The sequence below is a fragment of the Microbacterium sp. NPDC055502 genome (assembly GCF_053643635.1).
In genome coordinates, this window is sequence record NZ_JBSHKJ010000002.1 from 581,346 (window position 1) to 597,762 (window position 16,417).

Sequence of the window (16,417 nt, forward strand, 5' to 3'; positions counted from 1 at the left end):
AGGAGGATGCATGGGCGAGGTCGCGACCAGCGAAGGGCTCGAGTGGGCGGCCGCCCGCGGCATGGGCGCACTGGCCGAGAAGATGGGCATGGAGTTCGTGGAGTTCGGCGTCGACCGGTGCGTCGCGACCATGCCGGTCGCCGGCAACACCCAGCCCGTCGGCCTGATGCACGGCGGCGCGTATGTCGTGCTCGGCGAGTCCCTCGGCTCGATGGCGGCGAACCTCCACGCCGGAGAGGGGCGCCTCGCGGTCGGCGTCGACATCAACGCGACCCACACCCGCTCCGCGACCTCCGGGACCGTCACGGGGGTATGCACGCCGGTGCACCTCGGACGCAGCATCACGGTGCACGAGATCGTCGTCACGGATGATCAGGGCCGACGCTGCTCGACGATCCGCATCACCAACATGATCAAGGACGTTCCCGCGGGGCGCTGAGAGGCTCCTCCAGCAGCAGCTGGAACAGCAGGTGATCCTGCCACTCCCCCGCGATGCGCAGGTACTTCGGCGCCAGGCCGATGCGCTCGAAACCGCATCCCGCCAGCACGCGCTGCGAAGCCAGGTTGTGGAGCAGCGTGGCAGCCTGCAGCCGATGCAGGTGGAGCTCCGTCCTCGCGTGCTCCGCGACGAGGGCCACCGCACGCCCGGCCAGCCCGCGCCGCAGCCGTGAGGCGTCGATCCAGTAGCCGAGGTCCGCGCTCCAGAACGCGCCGCGGACGATCGAGTTCAGGTTGACGCGGCCGCGGATCGAGCCATCATCCCCGACCACGACGAACCGCAGGCTCCGTCCCGCCTCGGCTTCCGCCAGGCACTGCGCGACGTGCCGCTCCTGCCACTCGTCGGTCAAGAAGGCGGCGTCGCGCTCGGGCTCCCACGGAGCCAGGTGTGCACGATTCGCGCGGTAGGCGGCAGCGATGCCGGGGCCGTCGCCCGCACGCACGGGCCGCAGCAGGTGCTCGGCGTCGAGGCGGAGCACCGGACCAGCTACTTCTTCGGGGCGAGCTGCTCGATGATGGCCTTCGCGACGTCCTGCATCGTGAGGCGGCGATCCATCGAGGCCTTCTGGATCCAGCGGAACGCCTCGGGCTCGCTCAGGCCCATCTTCTCGTTCAGCAGTCCCTTGGCGCGGTCGACCAGCTTGCGGGTCTCAAAGCGCTCGACCATGTCGGCGACCTCGGCCTCGAGCGTGATGATCTGCTCGTGACGCGCGAGCGCGATCTCGATGGCCGGCAGCAGGTCGTTCGGGGTGAACGGCTTGACGACGTACGCCAGGGCGCCCGCCTCGCTCGCCCGCTCCACAAGCTCCTTCTGGCTGAAGGCCGTCAGCAGCACGACCGGGGCGATGTTGCCCTTGTGCAGCTTCTCGGCCGCGCTGATGCCGTCGAGCTGGGGCATCTTGACGTCCATGATGACCAGGTCGGGGCGCAACTCGGTCGCGAGGGCGACGGCCGTCTCCCCGTCACCGGCTTCGCCGACGACATCGAAGCCGTTGTCGCGAAGGATCTCGACGATGTCGAGACGGATCAGCGACTCGTCTTCGGCGACGACGACGCGTCGGGGTGCGGATGCCGTGGGCTGCTCAGCCTGTTCTTGCTCGGTCACGGACTCCATCCTACTGGAGAGGGCGCGGCGCTCGGCCGAAGCGCTCATCGGCGCCGGGTGATCGGCTCGCCCTGCGCTACAGTCGAAGACGCGACACACGGGCCGGCGTGGCGGAATGGCAGACGCGGAGCACTCAAAATGCTTTGTCCGAAAGGGCGTGTGGGTTCGAGTCCCACCGCCGGCACACGGTGCGCTATACATGCTCTATGCACAGCGGGGACGCACCGGCAGCGCATGCCCGGAGGTCGCATCGCACCGCGCGGGCCACTCTCGTCGTCCTGGCGGTCGCGCTCGTCATCCTGCTCCTGATCGCCGCAGAGGTGTTCAGGCGCACGAGCGCGGAGGAGGCGGAGCGCGCGAGCGATCCGGCCTTCGTCACCGCCCCGACCCCGCTGCCCTCCGGAGCCCCGGGCTCGCTCATCCGCTCCGAGGAGATCGACAGTGCTCCCGTCGGCACGAGAGCGTGGCGCGTGCTGTACCACTCCCGCGACCTGGCCGGTTCGGACATCGCCGTGTCCGGCCTGGTCGTCGTGCCCGAGGGGCCGGCGCCGGAGAAGGGACGCACGGTCGTCTCCTGGGCGCACCCGACCACGGGAGCGGCGACGGCGTGCGCCCCGTCGCTCGCGCTCGATCCGTTCGAGCTCATCGCCGGGATGCACGAGCTGCTCGCCGAGGGATACGCCGTCGTGGCCACCGACTATCCGGGCCTCGGTGTGGAGGGCGCGTCGTCCTATCTGCTGGGCGTCCCGGAGGCGAACAGCGTGCTGGACATCGTGCGTGCGGCCGGCCGCCTCGACGGCGTGGGGACGATCGCTCGCGTCGTGCTGTGGGGGCACTCCCAGGGCGGTCAGGCGGCGCTCTTCGCCGCCGAGCGCGCCGAGACGTACGCGCCCGAGCTGTCGGTGCGCGGGGTGGCGGTGGCGGCGCCGGCGGCCGATCTCAACGCCCTGATGACCGACGACATCGTCGACGTCTCCGGGATCACCATCGCCTCGTTCGCCATCGCCGCCTACCGGGATGCCTACGCCGAACGGTTCGGCGAGGAGGCCATCCTGTCGATCCTGACCCCGGAGGGCGCGGCTGCGACTCCCGACATGGCCGCGCTCTGCCTGCTGACCCACACCGAGGAGATCCACGCGATCGCCGAGCCCCTGGTCGGCTCCTACGTCACCGCCGATCCCGCCACGACCGAGCCCTGGCGGACGATGCTCGCCGAGAACAGCGCGGGCGGCCAGCCCATCACGGTCCCCGTGCTCGTCGGCCAGGGCGAGGCGGATGAACTCGTGCGTCCCGCCGCGACCGACGGGTACGTCGCCCGCCTCTGCGCGGCGGGGACGGATGTCGCCTACCACCGGTTCCCGGCGGTCGACCACGGCTATGCGGCGTACGCGACCCTGCCCGAGCTCCTCCTGTGGCTCCCGACGCTGGACGCACCGCGGGAGGCCCGCGGTACCTGCGGGTGAGCGCTCAGGATTCCGCCAGGGCCGCGAGTTCGGCGAGCACCCGGGGGTGGGCGAGGATGCGGAAATGGCCGCCGGTGTCGAGCACGACGTTCTTCGCTCCCGGCAACGCGCTGCCCTCGGGGATGTGCGGGTCGAACTCCGCATAGACCGACACGATCCGGGCGTTGACCTCGACCTCGCGCGCGAGCGCCAGGATGGACGGGTCGTCCGGGGAGAAGGCGCGCAGCACCCGCCCCGGCATGCGCCGGGCGTACCGGGAGCCTCCGAACGGCGTCGCGACCGCCAGCATCGCCCGGATGCGGTGCCCCTCCGGTCCGGTCATGGCGAGCTTGCCCGCCAGACCTCCCTTGCTGTGCGCGACGAGGATCACCCCGGTGAGGTCGCGCGCACGCAGATGCTCCGCGATCTGCTCCGCCTCGTCCGCGACCGGGAACCGGTTGCGCCGCAGCGCATCCACCACGTGGACCGGATGACCCCGCTGGTGCAGCGCGACGATGAGCGGCTCCAGGAACCGCCACGTCTCGTACACCCCGGCGAGCACCACGATCGGCACGCCATCGCCGTCGGTGAACGCCCTCGCGTCGTCTCGTCCGAAGAAGGAGCGCACCTGCCAGAACCCCGCATACGCGTAGTCGGCGGCCCACCAGCCCAGCCGCCTCACGACGTCGATGGCGCGCTCCGCTTCTCGTCCATGCTCCTCGACGTGGCAGCGTGCGGCCACGCACCGGCCGTGTGCGCCAGGATCGCCGACGCGACGGCGCGGGGCGCGGACTGCTGGGCCACGTGGTGGTGACCGGGGATCTCGACGAGACGCGAGACGCGGGCGCTGTCCCGCAGCCGGCGGCACCACGCGCGACCCGCGATCGGATCCGCTCCCCCGCGGATCACCAGCAGCGGCACGGTCAGCTCCGCCACCCGCTCCTGAAGCCGATAGCCGATCATGTGGCGCGCCTGCCGCAGATACCAACGCACGCCGCAGCGGAGGTAGTCGGTGAAGACGATCGTGTTGATCGCGGGCGTCTCCCCCACGGTGTCGATCGCGAGGGCACGCGCCTGTGCCGGAATCGTGCGCCACCGCTCGTCCACGACCGGGCCGATCGCGACCACGGCGCGCACGTACTCCGGGCGGTGCAGAGCAGCCTCCACGGTCCATTGCGCGCCCATCGAGTGTCCGACGAGCACCACGCGGTCATCGCCGAGCGTTCCGATCACCTCGGCCAGTGCACTGCCCATCCGCTCCACCCCGACGTCGACGGAGGGCTTGGGCAGTCCGCCGAAGCCCGGAAGATCCACCGACACCACACGGGTGTGCTCCGCGAGCGCCTCGTGCAGGCGGGACAGGTAGCGGTGCGACATGCCGATGCCGTGCACCAGCACCATCGCGGGGACGACGGATCCCGCCGGTCGCGGAGTCTCCCGAAGGCGGAACATCAACCCCGACGTGAGCACGAGGCGCGTACGAACGACCATGCGCCCACGCTATCCGCCCCGCCAGCGCGGTCGCAGAGGGTTGACGCGGGCCCGGGACATACGGAAGGGGCGGGGCCGTAGCCCCGCCCCTTCCGGACACCTCGTGCGTCAGACGCCGGCCTTGTAGATCGGCGCAGCACCACGCATCGCGTCGCCCACCTTGTGCACGCGGAGGTCGTTCGTCGAGCCCACGATCCCGGGAGGGGAACCGGAGATCACGACGACCTTGTCGCCCTCGACCGCCAGGCCGTTCTCGAGCAGGTACTCGTCGACCTGGTGGTACATCAGGTCGGTGTGCTGGACCATGTCGACCAGCGTGGAGCGCAGGCCCCACGTGAGCGCCATCCGACGACGGATCGCCGGCTCCGGGGTGAACGCCAGCATCGGGATGCGCGAGCGCAGACGCGACAGGCGGCGGGCGGAGTCGCCCGACTGGGTGAAGACGCAGAGGAACTTCGCGTCGACGAACTCCGCGACCTCGAGGGCGGCCAGCGTGATGGCACCACCCTGCGTGCGGGGCTTGGTCGTCAGCGGGAGGATCCGCTCCAGGCCGTGCTCCTCGGTGGACTCGATGATGCGGGCCATGGTCTCCACCACGACGACCGGGTAGTCGCCCACGCTGGTCTCGCCCGAGAGCATCACCGCGTCGGCGCCGTCGAGCACCGCGTTCGCGACGTCGGAGGTCTCCGCGCGCGTGGGCACCGGGCTGTTGATCATCGACTCGAGCATCTGCGTCGCCACGATCACCGGCTTCGCGTTGCGCCGGGCGAGCTCCACCGCGCGCTTCTGCACGATCGGCACGGCCTCCAGAGGCAGCTCGACACCCAGGTCGCCACGGGCGACCATGATGCCGTCGAACGCGTCGACGATCTCCTCCAGCGCATCGACCGCCTGCGGCTTCTCGATCTTGGCGATCACGGGGACGCGCACGCCCTCCTCCGCCATGATCTCGTGCACGCGCGACACGTCTTCCGCGTTGCGCACGAAGGACAGGGCGATGAGGTCGGCACCCGTGCGCAGACCCCAGCGCAGGTCGTCTTCGTCCTTCTCGCTCAGAGCGGGGACGTTCACGGCGACACCGGGCAGGTTGATGCCCTTGTTGTTCGACACGGCGCCGGCGACGACCACGCGCGTGGTGACGGTGACGCCGTCGGTCTCGACCACCTCGACGCGGACCTTGCCGTCGTCGATCAGCAGGAAGTCACCGGGCTTCACGTCCTGGGGCAGCCCCTTGAACGTGGTGCCGCAGATCTCCTTGTTGCCGATGATGTCTTCGGTGGTGATCTTGAAGATGTCGCCCTTGGCGAGCTCGTACGGCCCGTCCTCGAAACGGCCGAGACGGATCTTCGGTCCCTGCAGGTCGACGAGGATCGCCACGGCACGGCCGGAGTCCTCCGCCGCGCGACGCACGTTCGCGTAGTTGTTCTCGTGCACGGAGTAGTCGCCGTGGCTGAGGTTCAGACGTGCCACGTCCACACCCGCATCGATCAGTGCACGCACCGTCTCATACGTCGAGGTGGCCGGACCCAAAGTGGCGACGATTTTCGCGCGTCTCAAAGAACTCTCCAGGGTAGAAGTGGGGGATGAACGTTCGGGCGACGGTGCCTGCCCCAGCCTACGCGGGCTGGAGACCGATCGCGACATCGCTCGGACGCACCGGCTCGGGCAGCACCGTGGTGCCCATGAGGTAGCGATCGACGTTCGCCGCCGCCGCACGACCCTCCGCGATGGCCCACACGATGAGCGACTGCCCGCGTCCGGCATCACCGGCCACGAACACGCCGGGCACCGACGACTCGTACGACGCGTCGCGGTGGAAGGAGCCGCGGTCGGTCACCTGCGGACGGGTGTCCTCCGTGTAGCCGTCCTGCTCCGGACCCGTGAAGCCCATCGCGATGAGCACGAGATCGGCGGGGATCTCCCGCTCGGTGCCGCTCTTGGGAACCCGGCGTCCGTCGATGTACTCGGTCTCGGCCACCCGCAGCGCGCGCACCTCGCCGACCTCGTTCGACAGGAACTCCACCGTGGAGGCGAGGAACACGCGCTCCCCGCCCTCCTCGTGCGCGGACGACACCTCGAACACGGTCGGCATCATCGGCCACGGCTGGTGGTCGGGGCGCGTGTCGCCGGGCTGCTTGCCGATCGCCAGGTTCGTCACGCTCAACGCTCCCTGACGGTGCGCCGTGCCGATGCAGTCCGCACCGGTGTCGCCGCCGCCGATCACGATGACGTGCTTGCCCTCGGCCGTGATCTGCCCTGGCACCGCGTCGCCGGCGACCGCGTGGTTGGACTCCACGAGGTACTCCATCGCGAAGTGCACGCCGTCGAGGTCGCGCCCGGGGATGGGCAGGTCGCGGGGAACCGTGGCTCCGGTCGCGATCACGACCGCGTCGTACCGCGCGCGGAGGTCGGCCCAGGAGATGTCCTTGCCGATCTCGACACCCGCACGGAACCGGGTCCCCTCCTCCTGCATCTGGCGCAGACGCGTCTCGAGCTGCGTCTTCTCCATCTTGAAGTCGGGGATGCCGTAGCGCAGCAGCCCGCCGATGCGATCGTCGCGCTCGAACACCGCGACCGTGTGCCCCGCGCGCGTCAGCTGCTGGGCGGCGGCGAGGCCCGCGGGCCCCGAGCCGACGACGGCCACCGTCTTGCCGGTGAGGCGCTGCGGCGGCTCGGGCTCGACCCAGCCCTTCGCGAAGGCCTCGTCGATGATGGAGACCTCGATCTGCTTGATCGTGACCGCCGGCTGGTTGATGCCCAGCACGCATGAGCTCTCGCAGGGCGCAGGGCACAGACGACCGGTGAACTCCGGGAAGTTGTTCGTGGCGTGCAGACGCTCGATCGCGGCCCGGCCCTCACCGCGCCACGTGAGGTCGTTCCACTCGGGGATGAGGTTGCCGAGCGGGCAGCCCGAGTGGCAGAACGGCACACCGCAGTCCATGCAGCGACCGGCCTGACGGCGCAGGACGGCCTTGTCGCCCGGCTCGTAGACCTCTTTCCAGTCCATGATGCGCACCGGCACCGGACGGCGAGCGGGAAGTTCCCGCTCGGTCACCTTCAGAAAGCCTTTGGGGTCAGCCACCGGTCACCTCCAGGATGCGGTTCCACACGATGTCGCCGTCGGGGTCGATCCCCTCGGCCAGAGCCTCCTCGCGCATGCTCCGCACGGCGGCGAAGTCACGGGGAAGCACCTTCACGAACTCCGCCGCGCGCGCGTCGAAGTCGTCCAGCAGCTCGGTCGCGCGCGGGGACGCCGTACGTTCGACGTGCTCGACGAGCAGTCCGCGCAGCACCTCCAGGTCGGCGCGGTCCAGCGGCTCCAGCCGCAGCTCTCCGCTGCCGAGCGACTGCGCGTTCACCTTCGCGGTGTCGAGGGCGTGCACATAGGCCACTCCCCCGGACATGCCGGCGCCGAAGTTGCGCCCGGTCGGCCCGAGGATCACCGCGAGCCCGCCGGTCATGTACTCCAGGGCGTGGTCGCCCACGCCTTCGACGACCGCGGTCGCCCCGGAGTTGCGCACCAGGAACCGCTCGCCGACGACACCGGAGATGAACATCGTGCCCGAGGTCGCGCCGTAGCCGATCACGTTGCCCGCGATCACGTTCTCGTGCGGTGCGATCGACGCCCCGCGCGGCGGACGGATCGTGATGTCTCCGCCCGAGAGGCCCTTGCCGACGTAGTCGTTCGCGTCGCCCTCGAGGCGGAGGATGATGCCCGGCGGGAGGAACGCGCCGAGCGACTGCCCCGCAGTCCCTGTGAGGGTGACGTCGATCGTCTCCTTCGGCAGCCCGGTGGCACCGTGCCGCGACGTCACCTGATGGCCGAGCATCGTGCCCACCGCGCGCTCCGTGTTGGCGATCGGCAGCTCCACCACGACGGGCTCGCCGTTGAGCAGCGCCCCCTTCGCGATGTCGATGAGCTGCACGTCGAAGTGCTTGTCGAGCTCGTGGTCCTGCGCGCGACCGCTGCGGCGCGGCTCGCCGGCCGGGAACGCCGGGCCCTCCAGCACGGGGCTCAGGTCGAGACCCTCGGCCTTCCAGTGCTCGACGGCCGCATTCGTCTCCAGGAGCTCGGTGCGTCCGACGATCTCGTCGATCGAGCGGTAGCCCAGCTCGGCGAGGAGCTCGCGCACCTCTTCCGCGATGAACTCCATGAAGTTGACGACGAACTCCGGCTTGCCCGTGAACCGATCGCGCAGCACCGGGTTCTGCGTGGCGACGCCGACCGGGCAGGTGTCCAGGTGGCAGACGCGCATCATGATGCAGCCGCTCACCACGAGCGGAGCCGTCGCGAAGCCGAACTCCTCCGCGCCGAGCAGCGCGCCGATCACGACGTCGCGCCCGGTCTTGAGCTGGCCGTCGACCTGCACCACCACGCGGTCGCGCATGCCGTTGAGCATCAGCGTCTGCTGCGTCTCGGCGAGCCCCAGCTCCCAGGGGGTACCCGCGTGCTTGAGGGAGTTCAGCGGGCTCGCACCCGTGCCGCCGTCGTGGCCGGACACAAGGATGACGTCGCTCAGCGCCTTCGCCACACCCGCCGACACCGCACCGATGCCGGACTGGCTCACCAGCTTCGTGTGGATGCGTGCCTCGGGGTTCGCGCGCTTCAGGTCGAAGATGAGCTGCTTGAGGTCTTCGATCGAGTAGATGTCGTGGTGCGGCGGCGGCGAGATGAGCCCGACGCCGGCCGTGGCGTGACGCGTGCGCGCGACCCACGGGTACACCTTCGTCGGCGGCAGCTGACCGCCCTCGCCGGGCTTCGCGCCCTGGGCGAGCTTGATCTGGATGTCGTCCGCCTCGGTGAGGTACAGGCTCGTGACGCCGAAGCGGCCGGAGGCCACCTGCTTGATCGCACTGCGCCGCTCGGGGTCGACCAGACGGTCGGGGTCCTCGCCGCCCTCACCGGTGTTCGACTTGCCGCCGATCCGGTTCATCGCGATCGCCAGGGTCTCGTGCGCCTCCTTGGAGATGGAGCCGTAGCTCATCGCCCCGGTCGAGAAGCGCTTCACGATCGCGGACACCGGCTCGACCTCGTCGAGCGGGACCGGCTTGCGGGTGCCGGTGCGCAGCGTGAAGAGTCCGCGGAGGGTCTTGAGCTCGGCCGCCTGCTCGTCCACGAGCTTCGTGTACTCACGGAAGATGTCGTACCGCCGCGTCCGGGTGGAGTGCTGCAGCTTGAACACCGTCTCCGGGTTGAACAGGTGCGGGGAGCCGTCGCGGCGCCACTGGTACTCGCCGCCCGTCCACAGGCGCTCGTGCGCGCGGGCTGCGGCATCCTCGGGGTACGCGTAGTCGTGCCGCGCCTGGTTCTCGGCGAAGATCTCCTCGATCCCGATGCCGCCCAGCTTCGACTCCGTGCGGGTGAAGTAGGCGTCGATGAACTCCTGGCTGAGACCGACAGCCTCGAACACCTGGGCGCCGGCATACGACGACACGGTGGAGATGCCCATCTTCGACATGATCTTCAGCACGCCCTTGCCGAGCGCGTAGATCAGGTTCTTGACCGCCTTCTCGGGCGTGATGCCGGTGATGTAGCCGGTGCGGACGAGGTGCTCGACCGTCTCCATCGCCAGGTACGGGTTGATCGCCGACGCGCCGTAGCCGATCAGCGTCGCGACGTGGTGCACCTCTCGCACGTCTCCGGCCTCGACGATCAGGCCCACCTTCATGCGGTTCTCGCGCCGGATGAGGTGGTGGTGGATCGCCGACACCATGAGCAGCGACGGGATGGGCGTGAGGTCCTTGTTGGAGTCGCGGTCGGACAGGATGAGGAACTCCGCGCCGTCCGCGATGGCCTGGTCGACCTCGGCGCACATCTCCGTCAGGCGCTCGGCGAGCGAGTGCGGGCCGGAGTCGAAGTGGTACAGGCCCCGGATCGTCGCGCTCGACCGGCCGGGCAGCGCCTTGTCGATGTGGCGGATCTTCGCCAGTTCGTCGTTGTCGATCACGGGGAAGTCGAGCGACACCGTGCGGGTGTGTTCCGGACCCCAGCTGAGCAGGTTCGCCTCGGGACCGAGGCCGAGCTTGAGGCTCGTGACGACCTCTTCCCTGATCGAGTCCAGCGGCGGGTTCGTGACCTGGGCGAACTGCTGCGTGAAGTAGTCGAACAGCAGTCGCGGTCGCTTGCTGAGCACCGCGATCGGGGTGTCCGAGCCCATGGCACCGAGCGGCTCGACGCCGGTCTGGCCCATGGGGGTCAGCAGGATGCGCACTTCTTCCTCGGTGTACCCGAAGGTGCGCTGGCGGCGGGTGATCGACGCCGGCGGATGCACGATGTGCTCGCGCTCGGGCAGGTCGGCCAGGCGCACGGCCCCCGCGTCGAGCCACTCCTGCCACGGGTGCAGCGTGGCCAGCTCCTGCTTGATCTCGCGATCTTCGACGATACGGCGCTGGGCCGTGTCGACGAGGAACATCTTGCCGGGCTGCAGACGCCCGCGGCGCTTGATGCGCTCGGGCTCGAAGTGCAGCACGCCCGTCTCCGAGCCGATCACGACCAGTCCGTCGGTGGTCTCGGTCCAGCGCCCCGGGCGCAGTCCATTGCGGTCGAGCGTCGCGCCGACCAGCGTGCCGTCGGTGAAGATGAGCGCGGCCGGGCCGTCCCACGGCTCCATCTGGTTGGAGTGGTACTCGTAGAACGCGCGCAGCTCCGGCGTGATGTCGGCCTGCTTCTCGTACGCCTCCGGCACCATCATCATGATCGCGTGCGGCAGGCTGCGACCGGTCAGGGTGAGCAGCTCGAGCACCTCGTCGAACGAGGCCGAGTCGCTCGCGCCGTCGGTGCAGATGGGCAGCAGCGGTGAGATGTCGCCGAGCAGCTCGGACTCGAGCTGCGACTGGCGGGCGCGCATCCAGTTGCGGTTGCCGCCGACCGTGTTGATCTCGCCGTTGTGCGCCAGCATGCGCAGCGGCTGCGCGAGCGGCCACGACGGGAACGTGTTGGTGGAGTAGCGGGAGTGCACGACCGCGAGCTCGGACGCGAACCGCTCATCCTGCAGGTCGGGGTAGAACGGCTCCAGCTGCAGCGTGGTGACCATGCCCTTGTAGCCGAGGGTGCGGCTGGACAGCGACACGAAGTAGGCGCCGAGCTCGTGGCCGGCCCGCTTGCGCAGGCGGTAGGCGACGCGGTCGAGGGCGATACCGGTGAGCGGCGCGTCGGCGTGCGTGGCCCCGCCGGCGCTCACGAAGAGCTGCTCGAACGCGGGGCGGGCCTCGTCGGCGAGCTTGCCGAGGTTCTCGTTCGCGGTGGGGACCTCACGCCACCCGAGGACGCGGAGGCCCTCGGCGCGCGCGATCTTCTCGATGCCGGCCTTCTGCTGGCGGCGCTCGCTCGAGTCGCGAGGCAGGAACGCGAGTCCTGCGGCGTACTCCCCCACGGGCGGCAGTTCGAAGCCGGTGACCGCGCGGAGGAAGGCGTCTGGCATCTGCGTGAGGATGCCGGCCCCGTCTCCCGTGCCCGCGTCGGACCCGATGGCCCCGCGGTGCTCCAGGTTGCGCAGGGCCTCGAGGGCCAGCGCGATGATGTCGTGCCCGGCTTCGCCGCGCAGCGTTGCGACCATGGCCAGGCCGCAGGCGTCCTTCTCGAACGCCGGGTTGTACATGCCCTGCTTCGGGGGGTATGCGCCGGAGGCGCCGTAAGGGGGCTGGAAGTACACCAGTTACCGTCCTCAGATCTTCAGTGAAACCCGGGGACGTCGTCGGCCCGCTCGTTCAGTGCAATGGTTCTCCCGCCGCGGGACGCGGCGTTATCGGGAGCCGTCCTCGCTCGTGGGAGCAGTGCTTGTGGCGGTGGCTCCTGCGGTGACCTCGTCGGTCGGAGGCTCGCTCACGTCCACGAAATCAGAGGGATTGTCTTGCGATTGTACATCAGCGTCCAGGTCCTTCCGGCCGCGGCCGGGCTGATACGGCGAAGGCTCCAGACCCGGGTGACGGCGCGTCTGCACCACGAGGATGACGAGGCCGACGACGACGCCGATGATCGCCGCCCAGACGTTGCTGCGCAGACCCAGGATGATCTCGCTCGGGTCGATGCGGATCGACTCCCACACGATGCGACCAGCGCTGTACCAGATGAGGTAGATCGCGAACAGCCGGCCCCACTGGAAGAAGAGCTTGCGGCTCAGCCACAGCAGCACGATCACGCCGAGCCCGTTCCACAGCACCTCGTACAGGAACGTCGGGTGGAACAGCGTGCCCTCGGGGAGCCCGGGAGGGAAGGCCGAGTTGGTGGACTCGATCTCGAGGCCCCACGGCAGGTCGGTCGGCAGGCCGAAGAGCTCGTGGTTGAACCAGTTGCCGAACCGGCCCATGGCCTGCGCGAGCAGCAGCCCGGGAGCGAGTGCGTCGGCGAACGTCCAGAAGCGGATACCGGTCCAGCGGCAGCCGAGGTACGCGCCGATGGCGCCGCCGATCAGCGCGCCGAAGATGGCGATGCCGCCCTCCCAGATCGCCCACACCGAGCCGGGCTCGAAGGGGTTCCAGGTGTTCTTGCCCTCGCCGAAGTAGAAGTTCGGGTGGGTCAGCACGTGGAAGATGCGGGCGCCGATGATGGCCAGCGGCACCGCGAGGATCGAGATGTCGATCACGACCCACGGCTCCGCACCGCGCTTCGTGAGGCGGTGGTTGGTCAGCAGCACCGCGACGATGATGCCGGCGATGATGCAGAGCGCGTAGAAGTGGATCCGCACCGGGCCCAGGTCGAAGTACGCGACGGGAGGACTCGGGATGCTGGCGAGCACGCCGGTGAAGCTGCTGGGGAGCGCGAGGGACATGAGTGCGATTCTAGTTCTCGGGGACGGAGCGCACCGACGACGTGCCGGTGGCGAGGGTTCGGGCGACGGCCGCGAGGGCGGGGACGCCGCCGTCGCGCAGGGCGCGCACGAGCGCGGTGCCGACGATGGCGCCGTCGGCGTACTCGGAGACACCGGCGATCTGCTCGGCGGTGGAGATGCCGATTCCGACGCAGGCGCGCCGGGCGCCGTGCTCGCGCAGGCGGGCGACGAGGGTGCGTGCGGCGCGGTCGAGCTCGGCCCGCTCCCCCGTGATGCCCATCGTGGAGACGGTGTACACGAAACCGGTCGACGACTTCACCACGAGCTCGAGGCGCTCGTCCGACGAGGTCGGCGCGGCCAGGAACACCCGGTCGAGCCCGGTCCGCTCGCTCGCCGCGATCCACTCCGCCGCCGCGTCCGGCGTGATGTCGGGCGTGATCAGCCCGGCGCCGCCCGCCGCCAGCAGGTCGTCGGCGTAGCGATCGACGCCGTACTGCAGCACCGGGTTCCAGTAGGTCATCACGAGCACCGGGACGTCGGTCGCGGCGGTGATCGCGCGGATCGCGGTGAAGAGGTCCTTCATCCGGAAGCCGGCGGCGAGGGCGGCGGTCGTCGCCTCCTGGATGATCGCGCCGTCCATCACGGGGTCGCTGTAGGGCGGCCCGAGCTCGATGATGTCCACGCCGTTCTCGGCGAGGGCGATCGCCGCCTGGATGCTCGTCTCCAGGTCGGGGAAGCCGACGGGCAGGTAGCCGACGAAGGCGCTGCGGCCGGCGTCGTGCGCGCGCTGGATGGCCTGTTCGACGCGGCTCACAGCTGCGGCTCTCCCTTCGAGGCGGCTTCTTCGGCGGAGCTCTCCTCGGTCGCGTCGTGCGCGAGCGCCGCCTCGTCGTAGAGCTCGAAGTACCGGGCGGCCGTGTCCATGTCCTTGTCGCCCCGGCCGGAGAGGCAGATCGCCAGGACGGCGTCCGGTCCCAGCTCGCGGCCGATCCGCAGGGCTCCCGCGAGGGCGTGCGCGGACTCGATCGCCGGGATGATGCCCTCGGTGCGGCTCAGCAGCCGCAGGGCCTGCATCGCCTCGTCGTCGGTCGCCGGGATGTACTCCGCGCGGCCGATGTCGGCCAGCCACGAGTGCTCCGGGCCGACGCCGGGATAGTCGAGCCCGGCGGAGATCGAGTGCGACTCGACCGTCTGGCCGTCCTCGTCCTGCAGGACATAGGTCTTCGCGCCGTGCAGCACACCGGGACGACCGCGTTCGATCGACGCCGCGTGCCGCGGGGTGTCCACTCCGTCGCCGGCCGCCTCGACGCCGTACAGGCGCACGCCCTCGTCGTCGAGGAACGCGTCGAACATGCCGATCGCGTTCGAGCCGCCGCCCACGCACGCGAACACCGCGTCGGGCAGCCGGCCCACCTCGTCGAGCAGCTGGGCGCGCGCCTCCTCGCCGATGATCTTCTGGAAATCGCGGACCATCGCCGGGAACGGGTGCGGCCCCGCGGCGGTGCCGAAGATGTAGTTCGTGGTCTCGACCGAGGCGACCCAGTCGCGGTACGCGTCGTTGATCGCGTCCTTCAGCGTGCGCGAGCCCGAGGTCACCGGCACGACCTCGGCGCCCAGCAGGCGCATGCGGGCGACGTTCAGCGCCTGACGCTCGGTGTCGACCTCGCCCATGTAGATCGTGCAGTCCAGGCCGAACAGGGCCGCCGCGGTGGCCGTCGCGACACCGTGCTGTCCTGCACCCGTCTCGGCGATCACCCGGGTCTTGCCGAGGCGCTTGGTGAGCAGCGCCTGGCCCAGCACGTTGTTGATCTTGTGCGAGCCGGTGTGGTTGAGGTCCTCGCGCTTGAGGAACACCCGCGCGCCCCCGGCGTGCTCGGCGAACCGCGGCACCTCGGTCAGCGCCGAGGGGCGTCCGGCGTAGGAGGACAGCAGGTGGGCCAGCTCGGCACGGAACTCCGGATCGGCGATCGCCTCCTCGTACGCGACCGTCAGCTCGTCGATCGCGGCGATCAGCGACTCCGGCATGAACCGGCCGCCGAAGTCACCGAAGTACGGGCCGTGCTGGTCACGCAGACTCACTTCGCCTCCAGGAAGCTCTCGAGCGTGGCGACCGGATCTCCGGTCACCAGGGCCTCACCGATCAGCACGACGTCGGCACCGGCCGAACGGTAGTGCGCGACATCGGCGGGGGTGAGCACCGCGGACTCCGCGATCTTGATCGCCGTGTCCGGGATGCGGTCGACGAGCCGGCCGAAGAGGTCACGGTCGAGCTCGAGGGTCTTCAGGTCGCGCGCGTTCACGCCGATCAGCGCGGCGCCGAGGTCGATCGCCACGTCGAGCTCCTCCGCCGAGTGCGTCTCGACGAGCGGGGTCATGCCGAGCTCCAGGATGAACGCGTACAGGTCGCGCAGCGCCTCCGGCTCGAGCCCGGCGACGATCAGCAGGACGAGATCAGCACCCGCCGCCCGCGCCTCCAGCACCTGATACCGCGTGGCGATGAAGTCCTTGCGCAGCACCGGCAGCGACACCCGTGCGGTCACGGCCTCGAGATCCGCCAGACTGCCGCCGAAACGGCGCTCCTCGGTTAGGACGCTGATCGCCGAGGCGCCGCCCTGCTCGTACAGCGACGCCTGGTGGGCGGGGTCCGGGATCTCGGCGAGTGCGCCACGGGACGGGCTCGCCCGCTTGACCTCGGCGATGATCTTGACCCGCTCGGCGGGAGCGAGGAACGCCAGGGCGTCCTTCGCCGCCGGGCGCGCGAGAGCCTCGCGCTCGACGACCTCGATCGGCCGGGAGAGGGAGCGACGCTCGGCGTCTGCGACAGCGCCGGCCGTCAGGTCGGCGAGGACCACTAGTGCGCCTTCGGGGAGTACTTGGGGCCCTTCACGCCGTAGCCCGCCTTCGCGAGCGCCCAACCCACGATGGCCCCGATCGGGATCAGCGCGGCGGAGATCCAGACCAGGGTCGGCTGCTCGAAGCAGAACGCGACGGTCGCGGCGGTGAAGCCGACGAGCATGATCACGACGGCGGTCCAGGCCGCAGGCGAGTGTCCGTGGCCAGGGTCGGCGATCGGGTTGGTCATGTTTCCTCCGGGGACGACGTGCGGATGTGTT

General features: G+C 70.1%; 14 protein-coding genes and 1 tRNA gene. 3 read left to right on the forward strand and 12 right to left on the reverse strand.

All coding sequences use genetic code 11. The features are described 5' to 3' along the window. Positions 1 to 10: 10 nt before the first annotated feature. Positions 11 to 439: a hotdog fold thioesterase gene (locus ACWH95_RS13825; protein ID WP_378803686.1), complete on the forward strand. Its 429-nt coding sequence runs from the start codon at positions 11 to 13 to the stop codon at positions 437 to 439. Here ACWH95_RS13825 and ACWH95_RS13830 read toward each other — a convergent pair. Then, entirely contained in the window at positions 414 to 977 is a 564-nt protein-coding gene (locus ACWH95_RS13830) for a GNAT family N-acetyltransferase (protein ID WP_454120834.1), read from the reverse strand. The genes ACWH95_RS13825 and ACWH95_RS13830 overlap by 26 nt on opposite strands. A gap of 8 nt (positions 978 to 985) precedes the next feature. Beyond that, positions 986 to 1,612: an ANTAR domain-containing response regulator gene (locus ACWH95_RS13835; RefSeq protein WP_206253382.1), complete on the reverse strand. Its 627-nt coding sequence runs from the start codon at positions 1,610 to 1,612 to the stop codon at positions 986 to 988. A 92-nt stretch (positions 1,613 to 1,704) separates the two neighbouring features. Between ACWH95_RS13835 and ACWH95_RS13840 the strand changes: the two genes are divergently transcribed. Then, a tRNA-Leu gene (locus ACWH95_RS13840) sits at positions 1,705 to 1,787 on the forward strand. Positions 1,788 to 1,809: 22 nt separating this feature from the next. Continuing rightward, a complete protein-coding gene (locus ACWH95_RS13845; protein WP_454120835.1) occupies positions 1,810 to 3,066 on the forward strand; it encodes an alpha/beta fold hydrolase in 1,257 nt (418 codons plus the stop codon). A gap of 4 nt (positions 3,067 to 3,070) precedes the next feature. On the opposite strand, the gene ACWH95_RS13850 is transcribed toward ACWH95_RS13845, so the two are convergent. The 10 genes from ACWH95_RS13850 to ACWH95_RS13895 all read right to left on the reverse strand — a co-directional run bounded on the left by ACWH95_RS13850 (position 3,071) and on the right by ACWH95_RS13895 (position 16,386). After that, on the reverse strand, positions 3,071 to 3,727 hold the full coding sequence (locus ACWH95_RS13850; protein ID WP_240744594.1) for an esterase/lipase family protein: 657 nt from the start codon (positions 3,725 to 3,727) through the stop codon (positions 3,071 to 3,073). Next, positions 3,724 to 4,536 (reverse strand): alpha/beta fold hydrolase, encoded by an 813-nt coding sequence (locus ACWH95_RS13855; protein WP_454120836.1) that lies wholly within the window; start codon positions 4,534 to 4,536, stop codon positions 3,724 to 3,726. Before ACWH95_RS13855 ends, ACWH95_RS13850 begins: the two co-directional genes overlap by 4 nt. 108 nt (positions 4,537 to 4,644) lie before the next feature. Further along, positions 4,645 to 6,093 (reverse strand): pyruvate kinase, encoded by a 1,449-nt coding sequence (pyk, locus tag ACWH95_RS13860; protein WP_136032411.1) that lies wholly within the window; start codon positions 6,091 to 6,093, stop codon positions 4,645 to 4,647. Between the two features lie 58 nt (positions 6,094 to 6,151). Then, the gene (locus tag ACWH95_RS13865) at positions 6,152 to 7,618 is read right to left on the reverse strand and encodes a glutamate synthase subunit beta (RefSeq protein ID WP_136032414.1); all 1,467 of its coding nucleotides are present in this window, start codon (positions 7,616 to 7,618) and stop codon (positions 6,152 to 6,154) included. Next, positions 7,611 to 12,134, reverse strand: a complete 4,524-nt coding sequence (gltB, locus tag ACWH95_RS13870) for a glutamate synthase large subunit (RefSeq protein ID WP_452312828.1) — start codon at positions 12,132 to 12,134, stop codon at positions 7,611 to 7,613. Before gltB ends, ACWH95_RS13865 begins: the two co-directional genes overlap by 8 nt. A gap of 144 nt (positions 12,135 to 12,278) precedes the next feature. Continuing rightward, entirely contained in the window at positions 12,279 to 13,304 is a 1,026-nt protein-coding gene (lgt, locus tag ACWH95_RS13875; RefSeq protein ID WP_136032416.1) for a prolipoprotein diacylglyceryl transferase, read from the reverse strand. Between the two features lie 10 nt (positions 13,305 to 13,314). Continuing rightward, a complete protein-coding gene (trpA, locus tag ACWH95_RS13880) occupies positions 13,315 to 14,118 on the reverse strand; it encodes a tryptophan synthase subunit alpha (RefSeq protein ID WP_136032418.1) in 804 nt (267 codons plus the stop codon). Next, the gene (trpB, locus tag ACWH95_RS13885) at positions 14,115 to 15,383 is read right to left on the reverse strand and encodes a tryptophan synthase subunit beta (protein WP_136032420.1); all 1,269 of its coding nucleotides are present in this window, start codon (positions 15,381 to 15,383) and stop codon (positions 14,115 to 14,117) included. Before trpB ends, trpA begins: the two co-directional genes overlap by 4 nt. Then, positions 15,380 to 16,156, reverse strand: a complete 777-nt coding sequence (gene trpC, locus ACWH95_RS13890) for an indole-3-glycerol phosphate synthase TrpC (RefSeq protein WP_136032422.1) — start codon at positions 16,154 to 16,156, stop codon at positions 15,380 to 15,382. The genes trpB and trpC overlap by 4 nt, the downstream gene beginning before the upstream one ends. Continuing rightward, complete coding sequence (locus ACWH95_RS13895) at positions 16,156 to 16,386, reverse strand: HGxxPAAW family protein (RefSeq protein WP_136032424.1); 231 nt, start codon at positions 16,384 to 16,386, stop codon at positions 16,156 to 16,158. The genes trpC and ACWH95_RS13895 overlap by 1 nt, the downstream gene beginning before the upstream one ends. Positions 16,387 to 16,417: the final 31 nt, after the last annotated feature.